We start from the raw sequence: 12187 nt of genomic DNA on the forward strand, positions 1-12187 counted from the left end.
TAGCACCGCGCCTCAGGCCCCACCAGCAGCAGGAGGGACACAGGCGTACCCGCAGCGCCGGCTTAAGCCGCTGTTAAGTGGCGACCCTTAGTTTTCGACGATGCTTCCTACGCCGGTGTTTCTACTTGCCGAAAGCTGCCACAAGGACCCTGGCACTGGCCGCTAGCGCCCGCGGCGCCAAGAAACCTGCGCGATCGAAATCGCCGCTGCTCAATTTCACGCTCTGGATCGCGCTCCCCGCGGTCGCCGTCTATTTCGGCGTCTGCGCCCTCGTCTTCGTCGCCATGCACCTGATGAGCGAGGAGATGAACGCCATCGACTCCGATCGCGGCAACAGCGCCATCGCCGCGGCCGTCGAGTCCCTGGTGGTGGGCCTTGCCGAAAGCACTGCCGACGAGGCGACGTGGACCGAGGCGTACATCAACACCTACATCGAGCCCAATCCGGCCTGGCTCGACTCTGTGTGGGGCGCCACAGCCCGGATTTCCGACACCTACGACACCGCCATCCTCACCGATGTCAGCGGCAACATCGTCTTCGGGGAGACTAGTCGCGGCCCGGTCAAAGGCAAGCTGAGCGACCTATTCAGCGGCGCTCCACAACTGATCGAACAGCTCGAATCGGGCATCGCCAAATCCGGCGACGACGCTACCGTCGCCCACCTGTCGCGCAACGAGCGGGGAGCAGTGGCGCTGGCCGGCGCCGTGGTGCACGGCAATTCGGGCCAGGCGAGCATCCCGCGCGATCAGCGGCGGGTATTGTGGCTCGCCCGCCAGCTCGACGACATCATGCTGCGCGACGTTGCCACCCGCTTCCAGCTACCGCTGCCGCGCCTCGTCGAAGTGCCGCAGCCCGGCCACGACTCGATGGCCCTCACCGATGCCGCCGGTGCCGCCATCGCCACCATCGACTGGCCGCCCCGCCGCCCGGGCGATCCGGCCTTCGCCCACACCGCGACGGTGGCCGTGCTGGTGATGCTGATCATCGGCGTCCTGATCTTCGTGGTGCTTGCCGCCTTCCGCCATTCGATCAAACAGCGCGCCGTGTCCGATGAGCGCGACTGGTACAACGCGCGCTACGACAGCACCACAAGGCTGCGTAACTGGTTCGGAGCCGAAGAGTATCTCGCGAGCCTCATCCCCAAAAAGCGCGGCGAGCTGCCTTTGGCCATCGCCCAGATCTATGTCGAGGGGCTCATCGACGTGGTCGGTCTCTATGGTCGCGAAGCCTCCAACCAACTGCTGCTCGCGCTCGCCAAGCGCTTCGAGGCCGTCAGCGGCGGTCAGGCGATCATGGCCCGGACCGGCCCGGCCGAGATAACGCTCGCCCGTTTCGGCGACGACGCGCTCCCCCTCATCCGCAGCTTTGCCGAGAGCATCCTGGCCAAGGCCGGCGACCCCGTGCCGGTCGGCGATCTGAAGCTGAAGATCGGCCTCAGCATCGGCATCGTCGCGGCGCCCACCACACGTGACAACGTTGGCTCGGTGATCCGGATGGCCGAGACGGCCATGGTGCGGGCCCGCGAAACCGGCGGCAACCACACCGTCGAATACGATCCGGCCATCGAGGACCAACGCCGCCGCCGCATCGAGCTGCAGGCCGATATCCGGCGTGGCCTCGAGGCCGGCGAGTTCGACCTCGAGTACCAGCCGATCATCGATTTCCGGACCCAGACCATCCTCGGCGTCGAAGCGCTGATGCGTTGGAACCGCCGCGCCGCTGGCCCGATGGGGCCGGGCGAGTTCATTCCGGCCGCCGAAGCATCGGGCCTGATCGATGATCTCGGCATGTTCGCGCTGCGCCGCGCCATCGAGGAGATCGGCCCGCTCGGTGATCTCAAGATCTCGGTCAACGTCTCGCCGGCGCAGCTCCGCAACCCAACGCTGCCACAGATCGTCTTTTCGACGCTGGAGGAGTGGGGCGTCGCCGCAACTCGCCTGCAGCTCGAAGTGACCGAGTCCTTCCTCGTCTCCCACCCCGACCGCGCCATCCAGCTCATCGAGCAGCTGCGCGGCTCAGGCATCATCATTGCCCTCGACGATTTCGGTACCGGCTACTCCTCGATCGGCTACCTGAAGCAGTTCCGCTTCGATCGCGTGAAGCTCGACCGCTCTCTGGTTGCCGACATCGACAGCGATCCGGTGCAAGCCGCCCTGGTCGAGTCCACCATGATCTACGCCTTCGCCATGAACCTCGCCGTCACTGCGGAAGGCGTCGAGCGGCGCGAAGAGGCCGCGCTGCTGTCGCGCCTCGGTTGCCGCGAGTTCCAGGGCTACCTGTTCGCCCGCCCGCTGCGTCTGGCACAGCTCGAGCGGCTGCTGCAGGGTGAGCAGGCCCTACGCGAGGCGAGCTAGTCTTCAGGCAGCTGCTTTCCGGCAATCGGCGCAGCGACCGCGCAGCTCGATCGTCGTCCGCTCCAGCGCAAACCCGGTTTCTCCGGCCCAAGCCGCGAGCCGCGCCGTCACCTCCGGATCCGCGAACTCGTCCACCCGTCCGCAATTCGAGCAGATGGCAAACGCCGCCGTGCCGCTGCTGCGCCCGTGGCAATTGGCATCCGCACAGCACACGAACGCATTGAGCGACTCCAGGCGGTGCGCCAGCCCGTGCTCGATCAGCTTCTCCAGCGCCCGATACACCTGCAGCGGGGCCCGCAGCCCATCGTCGCGCAGCCGGTCGAGAATGTCATAGGCCGAGAGCGGCGCGTCGGCATGGTTGAGTGTCGTCAGCACCAATTCCTGGTTGCGCGTCAGGTCGCGCGGCCGTTCGTGGTGGTGGGCTTCGTGGCTATGGGCCATGGCTCAGGCCTCCCGTCTGGCGCGCCAGAGCTGCACCGGCAGCGCGATGGAAATGAGGAACAGGCAAAGCGCCGCGACGACGATCGACGGTCCGCTCGGCGTATCGAAACGCAGCGAGCCGAACAGCCCACCGGCCACCGCCAGCGCCCCGATCACCGCCGAGATCACCGCCATCTGCTCCGGCGTCGAGCTCAACCGGCGCGCCGTCGCCGCTGGAATGATCAGCAGCGCCGTGATCAGCAGCACACCGACGATCTTCATCGCGATGGCAATCACGCAGGCCAGCAGCAGCATCAGGATCACCCGCGTCACTTCGGGCCGCATGCCTTCGGCCTCCGCCACTTCGGCATTCACCGTCGCCGCCAGCAGCGGCCGCCACATGCCCACCAGCAGCGCCAGGATGACCACGCCACCAATGATGATCACCGCGATGTCGGTCACCGATACCGCGAGGATATCGCCGAACAGGAAGCCCATCAGGTCGACCCGGATCCAGCTCATGAACGCCACCATCACCAATCCGATGGCCAGCGTCGAATGACTGAGAATGCCGAGCAGCGCATCGGTGGAAAGCGCGTTGCGCCGCTGCAGCAGCAGCAGAGCCGCCGCCACTGCCACCGCCACCACGAACACCCCCAACGTCAGGTTGATGTCGAACAGGAAGCTCAGCGCCACGCCCAGCAGCGCCGAGTGCGCCATGGTATCGCCGAAATACGACATCCGCCGCCAAACGATGAAGCAGCCGAGCGGCCCCGTCACCAGCGACAGCGCGATCCCGGCGATCAGCGCGCGGGCGAAGAAGTCGTCAAGCATGGTCGTGCCCCTCATGCTCGTGCACATGCTCATGCGCCTCGACGATCCGCCCATCCGCCTCCTGCACCCGCCCGTCCGGCAGGTGCGTATGGTCGTGATGGTGCTGATACACCGCCAGCGCCGTCGCAGCGCGAGCCCCGAACAGGCTGAGATATTCCGGGCTGTTGGCCACCGATTCCGGCGTGCCGCGGCAGCACACATGGCCGTTGAGGCAGATCACCGTATCGGTCGCCGCCATCACCACATGCAGGTCGTGGCTGATCAGCAGGATGCCGCAGCCGGTCTGGTCGCGGATCTGCCCGATCAGGTCGTAGATCGCCGCCTCGCCCGAGAAATCCACCCCCTGCACCGGCTCGTCGAGCACCAGCAGATCGGGCTTGCGGATCATTGCCCGCGCCAGCAACGTGCGCTGGAATTCGCCGCCGGACAGATGCTGCACCTCGGCATTGGCGAGGTGCGCCACCCCCGTCGCCTTGAGCGCCGCGTCGATCTCCTCGCGGGGATAGCTCCCGGTCAGCGTCATCAGCCGCCGCACCGTCAGCGGCATGGTCCAGTCGATCGAGAGCTTCTGCGGCACGTAGCCGATCCGCAGTCCCGACTGCCGCGACACCGTCCCGGCATCCGCCTTCAACACCCCGGTGACCAGCTTCGCCGTCGTCGATTTGCCCGAGCCGTTGGGCCCGATCAGCGTCACGATCTCGCGCCGCCGGATCGTCAGGTCCACGCCCTCGACCAGCCAGCGCCCGTCGCGCCTGACCCCGGCACCGGCCACATCCACCAGCACCTCGTGCCCGCTCCGCGCATCCATGAAATTCACGTTTCCGTCTCTTGCTGACGTTCTACCATTACGTTATAGCGTAACACATCGAAAGCGTAATGTCATAACATATCGCGCCTTTGAACTGCGTATCCAACAGGGGTCTTCCGATGCAGAAACCGTTCCTCCTGGCGCTCGTCGCGGCGCTCAGCTGGTCACCCATGGCACTCGCCGAAGTGCCGAACGTGGTGGCCACGGTGAAGCCGCTTCACGCGCTCGTCGCGGCGGTAATGGGTGATCTCGGCACCCCCGCGCTGATCGTCAAGGGGGCCGCCTCGCCCCACACCTACAGCCTCAAGCCTTCCGACGCGCAGGCCCTGCAATCGGCCAGCCTGGTGTTCTGGACCGGCCATGGCCTCGAGCTTTTCCTCGAGGACTCGATCGCCACGCTCGCCCCCCACGCCACCATCGTCGAGCTCAGCCAAGCCCCCGGCATCGAGCTGCTGCCGCCCCGCGAGAGCGGCACATTCGAGGAGCATGCCGACGGCGATCATGCGCACGCGGCCGAGGATCATGGTCACGGCGAAGAAGCCGACATGCACTTCTTCCTCGATCCGGCCAACGCCAAGGTGATGGTCACCGCCATCGCCGACAGCCTCGTCGCCGCCGATCCCGAGCATGCCGACACGTACCGCGCCAATGCCGCGAAAGAGGCCGCGGATCTCGACGCGCTGATCGCCGAAACCGAGGCCAGCCTTGCGCCCATCAAGGACCGCCCCTTCGTCGTCTTCCACGACGCTTACCAGTATTTCGAGAACCGCTTTGGCCTCAACGTCGCGGGCTCGATCACAGTCAGCCCCGAGGTCTCTCCCGGCGCCGATCGCATCAACGAGATCCGCAACAAGCTCAAGACCCTCGACGCCGCCTGCGTCTTCGCCGAGCCGCAGTTCGACCCGCGGATCGTCAACGTCCTCACCGAAGGCACCACCGCCAAGCAGGGCGTGCTCGACCCCGAGGGCGCCAATCTCGACGAGGGCCCCGGCCTCTACCGCCAGTTGATCGAGAACCTCGCCACCAACCTCAAGTCCTGCCTCGCGCAGTAGCGCCGAAGAAGCACCGGCGGGGAACGTCTCGCCGCCGCTGCCATTCTCCGTACCAACAGGATCGTCCCATGTACGACGTCATCATCATCGGCGGCGGCTTTGCCGGCCTTGCCGCCGCCACGCAGCTCGGTCGCGCCCGCCGCAGGGTGTTGGTGCTCGATACCGGCAAGCCGCGCAACCGTTTCGCCGCCCACTCGCACGGCTTCCTGTCGCGCGATGGCGCCGCTCCTGGTGAACTGCTCGCCGAGGCCCGCCGCCAGCTCGACACCTACAAGACCATCGAACGCCGCACCGCCGAGGCGATCTCGGCAAGCGCCGTCGACGACGGCTTTTCGCTTGAGCTCGCCTCCGGCGAACAGCTCACGGCCCGCCGCCTGATCCTCGCCCACGGTGTTACCGACAGCGTCGATACGATCCCCGGCATGGCCGCATGCTGGGGCAAGAGCGCGCTGCATTGCCCCTATTGCCACGGCTACGAAGTCGCCGACCGGCCGCTCGGACTATTGCTCCGCGAAGGCGACATCCTGCACCTCGCCCGCTTCTTTTCCGAGTGGACCAACGATCTGACGCTGTTCGCCAACGGCACCCCCGTCGATCCGACGGTACAGGCCGCATTGGCCGATATGCGAGTGAAACTGGTCGAGGAAGCGGTGGTCCGTTTCGACCACGACGACGGCATGCTGAACGCGGTGGTCACCACTGCGGGCCCAGTGCCGCTCGCGGCGATCTTCGTCCACGCCCCGATCAGCTTCTCCACTAACCTCGGCGTCGAGCTCGGCTGCGAGACCAAGGCCGGCGCAGTCGGCGATTTCTTCGTCGTCGATCACACGCAGCAGACCTCGATCCCCGGCGTCTATGCCGCAGGCGACGCCGCGCGCCCGATGCACAACATCAGCTTCGCCGTCGCTGATGGGGCAGGGGCAGGCGCTTTCGCCCACCAGTCGCTGCTAGCTACTTCAACGGTCCCCGGAAAATGAAGAACGCTCCGGCAAAGATCAGCAGAAATCCGACGGCGTGATTCCAGGTCAGCTTCTCACCAAGCACGAACACCGCAAAGCCGGCGAACACCGTGAGGCTGATCACCTCCTGGATGGTCTTCAGCTCCGCCGCCGTATAGGCGCCATAGCCGATACGGTTGGCGGGGACGGCCAGCCAGTATTCGACCAGTGCGATACCCCAGCTCACCATCACGGCGACCCACATCGCCATGCTGGGGAATTTCAGGTGCCCGTACCAGGCGACGGTCATGAAAACGTTGGAGCCGATCAGTAACAGGATCGGCATCACCGTCTGGAAGGTGAAGGGCATCGGGCACCTGCGCGAATCAATTGGGGTCAGCCCATTGATCGCCGCGCCCAGCTTCCGCCGCAAGGCCTGCCCAGACTCAACGCGGTCCGCTAGAATCGACGGATCAAACGGAGGTCGACCATGCGCTCCCTCATGCTGTTCCCGCTGCTGCTGCTCGCCGCTCCAGCCATGGCCGCCGACATCGCCTGCGACGGCCCATTCGCCGGCGACAGCTCCGAAGCACGTCTGATCGAGACCTTCGGCAAGGATAACGTAGTGACCGGCGACGTCCCCGGTCCCGAAGGCTCCACCGTACTCGCCACCACGGTCTTTCCGAACGATCCCGCCAAGACCATCGAGTTCGGCTGGTGGGACGAGGAAAAGCACGAGCGCGTCGCCTATTTCACCGTCCCGCCCGGTGACACTGCGCCGGGCGGCCTGAAGCAGGGCCTCACGGTCAAGGAAGTCGAAGCGCTGAATGGCGGGCCGTTCCAGATGTTCGGCTTCTTCTGGGATTACGGCGGCGCTGCCATCTTCGAGGGCGGCAAGCTCGCACCTCCTGCAGATGGCTGCATTGTCTCGGCCCGCTTCGCCGTCGGCGACTACCCGGCCGACCTCAACGTCGATGCCATCTCCGGCGATATGCAGATCTCGTCCACCGAGCCGCTGCTCGAAAAGGTCGATGCGCGCGTCGACACGGTCACCGTCGGCTATCCCGATTCCGCCGCGGCCGAAGATTGACCGCGACCCCTCCCGCGGCGTAACGATAGCCCACGTTGGTTCCTCGGACCCGTTCGGGCGAGGGGATCAAAAGGGAACACGGTGCGGCGTACCCATCAGGGACCAAATCCGTGGCTGCCCCCGCAACTGTAAGCGGCGAGTGCCCTCCGACTATGCCACTGATGCCACGCGAGGTGTCGGGAAGGCCGGAGAACACGACGACCCGTGAGCCAGGAGACCTGCCAGCGTGCAACCGGGGACTCCCCCCATTTCATCCGCACGGAGGGTGCAGGCATATGAATACTCAGGTCCAGACGGCGTCCGTCGCCAGTCTCTCTGTCTCGCAGCGCGTCATCGCAGGTGTGCTGGCATTGTTTATCGGCTTCGTCCTCGTCGGCGGCGTCGGCTTTGCCAGCGACATGGCCATCCATAATGGCGCGCACGACACGCGTCATTCGCTCGGCTTTCCCTGCCACTGACGCCGTCAAGCAAACGAGACATCGATGAAACTCTTCCAGCGAATCTTCTTCGCTGCGGTCCTTGCTGGACTCGCAGCTGGCTTGGCCATGAGCGCCGTCCAGCAGTGGCGCGTCGCGCCGCTGATCCTCGCCGCCGAGGTCTATGAAAACGCCGCTCCTGCCGAGGCTGCCGCCGAACACACCCACGACGCCGCCACCCCGGCGCACTCGCACGAGGAAGCCGCCCCCGCCCACGAGCACGACGAAGACGCCTGGGCTCCTCAGGATGGGGCTGAGCGCATCTTTTACACAGTGCTCGCCAACCTCCTCGGCTGCATCGGCTTCGCCTTCCTCCTCGCTGCCGTCTCTGTCCTCTCCGGCATCGAGATCACCGCCCGCAACGGAGTGATCTGGGGCCTCGGCGGCTTCGTCGCGCTGCAGCTCGCCCCGGCCTTCGGCCTGCCGCCCGAACTCCCTGGCATGCCCGCCGCCGATCTCGTTGCCCGCCAGGTCTGGTGGGTCGGCACCGCCATCGCCACCGGCGCCGGCATGCTGGCCATCGCCAAGCTCCGCAACTGGACCGGCATCGTTATCGCCGCCGCGCTGATCCTCGCCCCGCACGTCATCGGCGCCCCCCAGCTCGCAGGCGAACACGCCACCACCGTGCCCGCCAACCTCGCCACCAGCTTCGCCGCCGCCACCCTCGCCACCGGCGCGCTGTTCTGGCTGACCGTCGGCCCGCTGCTTGGCTGGCTCAACGAGCGCTTCGCTAAGTCCCCCGCCTTTGCCCTGAAGGGTGCCCACGCATGAGCTCGACCGAAAAGATTCCCGTCACCATCATCACTGGCTTCCTCGGCGCCGGCAAGACCACGCTCGTCCGGCACCTGCTCGCCCACGCCAAGGGCAAGCGCATCGCGCTGATCATCAACGAGTTCGGTGAGCTCGGCGTCGACAAGGAAATCCTCGCCGGCTGCGGTGACGAGACCTGCCGCGAGGAGGACATGATCGAGCTCAGCAACGGCTGCATCTGCTGCACCGTCGCCGACGAGTTCATCCCCACCATGCAGGCGCTGCTCGAACGGCCGGATCGCCCTGACCACATCGTCATCGAGACCTCCGGCCTCGCTTTGCCGCAGCCGCTGATCCGCGCCTTCAACTGGCCCGAGATCAAGTCCGAGGTCACCATCGACGGCATCGTCACCGTCGCCGACGCCGCGGCGCTCGCCGAAGGCCGTTTCGCCAATGACGAGGCGGCCGTCGATGCGCTCCGCTCCGCCGACGCCATGCTCGACCACGAAACCCCGCTCGGCGAATTGTTCGAGGATCAGCTTGTCGCCGCCGACCTGATCATCCTCAACAAGGCCGATCTGGTCACCGACGCCAATCTCGACACCATCGAGACCCACCTCCGCGCCGAAATGCGCCCGGGCACCGGCATCGTCCGCGCCCGCAACGGCCATGTCGATGTCGCGGCCCTGCTCGGCATGGGTCTTTCGACCGAGGACAATCTCGCCGGCCGCGAGAGCCACCACGAGCTCGAGCACGGCGGCGAGGGCCACGAGCACGACGACTTCGACTCGTTCTCGGTCACCCTCGACGGCGTCACCAGCAAGGACCACTTGCTCGAAACCATCGAGCAGACCATCCGCGCCCACGACGTGCTCCGCCTAAAGGGCTTCGCGGCTCTGCCCGGCGCCCCGGCTCGCCTCGCCATCCAGGCCGTCGGCCCGCGCGTCTCCGCCTATTTCGACCGACCGTGGAAGCCGGGCGAAGCCCGCCAGACCGCCCTGGTGGTGATCGGCGAGTCGCCGCTCGATCACGCCGCCATCACCGCAAGCCTCCAGCAGGCGGTGGCGGCCGCCGCCTGATGCACCTCTTAGCGGCCCAGGCAGGTGCCCTGCAGCAGGAGGGCGAGGCCATCGACCTCGCCCAAACGCCCGCTGCGCTCATCTTCGCCTCGGCCGCCGACAGCGAGCTGATGATGCTTGCCGCCGCGGCCGATCGCTCCGGCACCGCAGACCTGCGCCTCGCCAACCTCCTGCGCCTCAGCCACAACCTCTCCGTCGACCTGTGGCTCGACCAGACGGTGCAGCACGCCAAACTGGTCGTCGTCCGCCTCCTCGGCGGCCCGGCCTACTGGCAATACGGCGTCGACGAACTCACCGCCCTCGCCCTCAGCGGCAAGATCCAGCTGGCCCTCCTCCCCGGCGACGCCAACCCCGACCCGATCCTGCAGCAGCGCTCCACCATCCACCCCGATGACTGGACCAGACTCCACACCCTCTTCACCGCCGGCGGCCCCGAAAACGCCGACGCACTCCTCGCGGCTTTCGCACAGCTAGCGCAGTCGTCTCCCTCCCCCTCGCGGGGAGGGATCAAGGGTGGGGGGAGCCCCACGCTCGAACCCAACAGTTCAGCCCCCAAACCCTTCCACCGCTTCGGCCTCTGGCACCCCGCCCACGGCATGGTCGACGCGCTCCCCGCCTCGGCCAACCCGAACATCCCCCTCCTCTTCTACCGCGCCGCCCTCGAAGGCGCCGGCACCGCCACCCTCGAAGCCCTGATCGCAGAACTCGAAGCCCAATCGCTCAACCCGGTCCCCATCGTCGTCTCGACGCTGAAGGAAGCCGCCTGCATCCGCTTCGTTCAGTCCGCGTTCGCGGCCTACCCACCCAGCGCCATCCTCAACCTCACCGGCTTCGCCCTCGGGCTCGATGGCCTCGACGACAAGCAGAACCCCTTCGCCGGCATCGACGCCCCCGTGATCCAGCTGCTGCAGGGCGGCCGTCCGGAACCCCAATGGGCCGCCGATATTCAGGGCCTCACGGCGAAAGACCTCGCCATGCAGGTCGTCCTGCCCGAACTCGACGGCCGCATCGGCATGCTGCTGGTCGGCCACAAGCACGACGCCGTCTGGCACGCCCGCACCCAATGCCCGCTTTCTGCCTACGCTCCAGACCCCGACGGCATTCGCCGCGCCGTCACGCTGGCGAAGAACTGGACCACTCTCCGCACCACCCCGCGCGAACATCGCCGCGTCGCCCTCATCCTCGCCAACTACCCCATCCGCGACGGCCGCCTCGCCAACGGCGTCGGCTACGACGCCCCCCAATCGACAGTGGAGATTTTGAAGGCGCTGGAAACCGCCGGCTTCTCAGTCGGGTCACCTGCCCCCTCGCGGGGGAGGGAGAGGGTGGGGGGGGGCCCCACGCTCGATCTCCCGGCCGGCGGTAACACCCTCATCGACCTCCTCCAATCCGGGCCCACCAACGCCCACCCCGACCGCGGCACCGGCATCCCGTTTCCCGTGAATCGCTATCGCGAGCTCTTCGCCACGCTCCCGGCCAAAATCCAGTCCGAAGTCACCACCCGCTGGGGCGCTCCCGAAGCCGATCCCTTCGTCCGCGGTGACAATTTCCACCTCCCCGCCCTCCGCTTCGGCAGCGTCGCCATCCTCGTCCAGCCCGCCCGCGGCTACCACCTCGACGAAACCGCCAGCTACCACGATCCCGATCTCGTACCGCCGCACGGCTACCTTGCCGCCTATCTCTGGCTGCGCCACGAGTTCGCCGCCCACGCGCTTCTCCACAATGGCAAGCACGGCAACCTCGAGTGGCTCCCCGGCAAGGCCACCGCCCTCGATGCGGCGAGCTATCCCACCACCCTCTGGGCCGAACTCCCACAGCTCTATCCGTTCATCGTCAACGACCCCGGCGAGGGCACGCAGGCTAAGCGCCGCACCGGCGCCGTGATCATCGATCACCTGGTCCCGCCGCTCACCCGCGCCGAAACCTACGGTCCCCTCAAGGACCTCGAAGCCCTGCTGGACGAGTACTACGCCGCCTCCGGCATGGACCGCCGCCGCCTCGCCGGCCTGCGCAAACGCATCCTCGATTTCACCCGCGACGCGCGCCTCGATCGCGACATCGGCCTCGTCCCCGACGAGTTCGAAACGCTCAAACGCATCGACACCTTCCTCTGCGACCTGAAGGAAGCCCAGATCCGCGACGGCCTCCACATTTTCGGCCAGTCCCCCACCGGCCGCCTCGAGCGCGACCTCATCGTCGCCCTCGCCCGCGTCCCCCGCGGCGACACCCCCGGCGAAGCCTCCCTCATCCGCGCCCTGGCCGACGACCTGAAACTCGCCTTCGATCCGCTAACCGCCGATCTTGGCACCCCCTGGACCGGCCCCCGATCTCTCCTTGATCCTCCCCCGCGGGGCGGGGGAGGGGGACCAGCGAAGCTGGTGGAGGG

At 67.0% G+C, this 12187-nt stretch carries 12 protein-coding genes and 1 riboswitch; of the genes, 8 read left to right on the top strand and 4 right to left on the bottom strand.

Annotated features, from left to right (window positions below):
• The first annotated feature begins 125 nt into the window (after window positions 1–125).
• A complete protein-coding gene (locus AC1DWU_RS16025) occupies window positions 126–2354 on the top strand; it encodes a putative bifunctional diguanylate cyclase/phosphodiesterase (RefSeq protein ID WP_477151003.1) in 2229 nt (742 codons plus the stop codon).
• Window positions 2355–2357: 3 nt separating this feature from the next.
• Here AC1DWU_RS16025 and AC1DWU_RS16030 read toward each other — a convergent pair whose 3' ends face one another.
• The 3 genes from AC1DWU_RS16030 to AC1DWU_RS16040 are packed head-to-tail and all read right to left on the bottom strand — an operon-like array spanning window position 2358 to window position 4416.
• Window positions 2358–2795: a Fur family transcriptional regulator gene (locus tag AC1DWU_RS16030; RefSeq protein WP_477151004.1), complete on the bottom strand. Its 438-nt coding sequence runs from the start codon at window positions 2793–2795 to the stop codon at window positions 2358–2360.
• A 3-nt stretch (window positions 2796–2798) separates the two neighbouring features.
• On the bottom strand, window positions 2799–3641 hold the full coding sequence (locus AC1DWU_RS16035) for a metal ABC transporter permease (RefSeq protein WP_477151005.1): 843 nt from the start codon (window positions 3639–3641) through the stop codon (window positions 2799–2801).
• Entirely contained in the window at window positions 3601–4416 is an 816-nt protein-coding gene (locus AC1DWU_RS16040; RefSeq protein ID WP_477151016.1) for an ATP-binding cassette domain-containing protein, read from the bottom strand. The genes AC1DWU_RS16035 and AC1DWU_RS16040 overlap by 41 nt, the downstream gene beginning before the upstream one ends.
• A 119-nt stretch (window positions 4417–4535) precedes the next feature.
• Between AC1DWU_RS16040 and AC1DWU_RS16045 the strand changes: the two genes are divergently transcribed.
• On the top strand, window positions 4536–5468 hold the full coding sequence (locus AC1DWU_RS16045; protein WP_477151006.1) for a zinc ABC transporter substrate-binding protein: 933 nt from the start codon (window positions 4536–4538) through the stop codon (window positions 5466–5468).
• Window positions 5469–5536: 68 nt separating this feature from the next.
• A complete protein-coding gene (locus AC1DWU_RS16050) occupies window positions 5537–6445 on the top strand; it encodes an NAD(P)/FAD-dependent oxidoreductase (RefSeq protein ID WP_477151007.1) in 909 nt (302 codons plus the stop codon).
• Here the strand turns inward: AC1DWU_RS16050 and AC1DWU_RS16055 are convergent.
• Window positions 6420–6776 carry a DMT family protein gene (locus AC1DWU_RS16055; protein ID WP_477151008.1) on the bottom strand — a complete coding sequence of 119 codons (357 nt, stop codon included), beginning with the start codon at window positions 6774–6776 and terminating at the stop codon, window positions 6420–6422. The two genes, AC1DWU_RS16050 and AC1DWU_RS16055, sit on opposite strands and share 26 nt — an antisense overlap.
• A 120-nt stretch (window positions 6777–6896) precedes the next feature.
• Here AC1DWU_RS16055 and AC1DWU_RS16060 point away from each other — a divergent pair, with 120 nt between their 5' ends.
• The 5 genes from AC1DWU_RS16060 to AC1DWU_RS16080 all read left to right on the top strand — a co-directional run.
• Window positions 6897–7496 (top strand): hypothetical protein, encoded by a 600-nt coding sequence (locus tag AC1DWU_RS16060; protein ID WP_477151009.1) that lies wholly within the window; start codon window positions 6897–6899, stop codon window positions 7494–7496.
• Between the two features lie 19 nt (window positions 7497–7515).
• Window positions 7516–7736: riboswitch (cobalamin riboswitch) on the top strand.
• A gap of 35 nt (window positions 7737–7771) precedes the next feature.
• Complete coding sequence (locus tag AC1DWU_RS16065) at window positions 7772–7954, top strand: CbtB domain-containing protein (protein WP_477151010.1); 183 nt, start codon at window positions 7772–7774, stop codon at window positions 7952–7954.
• A 24-nt stretch (window positions 7955–7978) separates the two neighbouring features.
• On the top strand, window positions 7979–8743 hold the full coding sequence (locus tag AC1DWU_RS16070) for a CbtA family protein (protein WP_477151011.1): 765 nt from the start codon (window positions 7979–7981) through the stop codon (window positions 8741–8743).
• Complete coding sequence (gene cobW / locus AC1DWU_RS16075; RefSeq protein WP_477151012.1) at window positions 8740–9801, top strand: cobalamin biosynthesis protein CobW; 1062 nt, start codon at window positions 8740–8742, stop codon at window positions 9799–9801. Before AC1DWU_RS16070 ends, cobW begins: the two co-directional genes overlap by 4 nt.
• Window positions 9801–12187 (top strand): cobaltochelatase subunit CobN (locus tag AC1DWU_RS16080; protein WP_477151013.1); only part of this gene is annotated, 2387 nt, incomplete at its 3' end. The genes cobW and AC1DWU_RS16080, both read left to right, overlap by 1 nt.

Source organism: Devosia sp. P2_G7 (assembly GCF_056403495.1).